At 62.3% G+C, this 647-nt stretch carries 1 protein-coding gene; it reads right to left on the reverse strand.

Going from position 1 to position 647, the window contains the following annotated elements:
* Positions 1-641, reverse strand: a 641-nt coding sequence (locus KUW17_RS23550; protein ID WP_222482659.1) for an extracellular solute-binding protein, incomplete at its 3' end; no start/stop codon positions are given.
* Positions 642-647 lie beyond the last annotated feature (6 nt).

Here is a 647-nt window from a genome sequence, read left to right on the forward strand (position 1 = left end):
TGGCCCGCATCGGACCAGTAGAACCGCACATTCGGGTGGATCTGGCGCAGGAAGTCGGAGGCTTTTTGGAATTCCTCGTCCGACATGTCGGTATAGCTGGAGGCGCCGGTCGCCAGCGCCGCCATCGCATAGGCGGACGACGCCGCGTCCGGAATGGCGATCTTGCCCTGATAGGCAGGGTCACCCAGCAGCTGCAGCGAGACCGCGCTCTCGTCGATCTGGTCGGTGCGGTAGATCAGCCCGGTGTTGCCCCATTCAAAGGGCACCATATAGGTGTTGCCGTCAATGGTGACGCCGTCCACATCCTTGATCTGCGGCAGCAGACTGTCCCAGTTGCTGATTTTCGAGGTGTCGATCGGCTTCAAGAGCCCCGCTGCCACCCATTTGCGCAGCCCGTCTGTGCAGGGGTGGGCGAGGTCTGCGGCAAAGCCCGATTGCAGCTTGGTAAAGGCTTCCTCGACGCTGCCGAAATAGGTGTAGCTGGGCGCGCCGCCGTATTTGGCGACGTAATCGCCGTAGAACCCCTGGTCCTCGTAGCCGGACCAGTCAAAGACCGACAGGCTGGCGGCGTCGGCGGATGCGATGCCCGCCGAGGCGGTCAATGCCGTGGCCGCGGCCAGTACCGTTTTGAAGTGTTTCATATGTTG

The sequence above is a fragment of the Leisingera aquaemixtae genome (assembly GCF_019801145.1).
Lineage (GTDB): Bacteria > Pseudomonadota > Alphaproteobacteria > Rhodobacterales > Rhodobacteraceae > Leisingera > Leisingera aquaemixtae_A.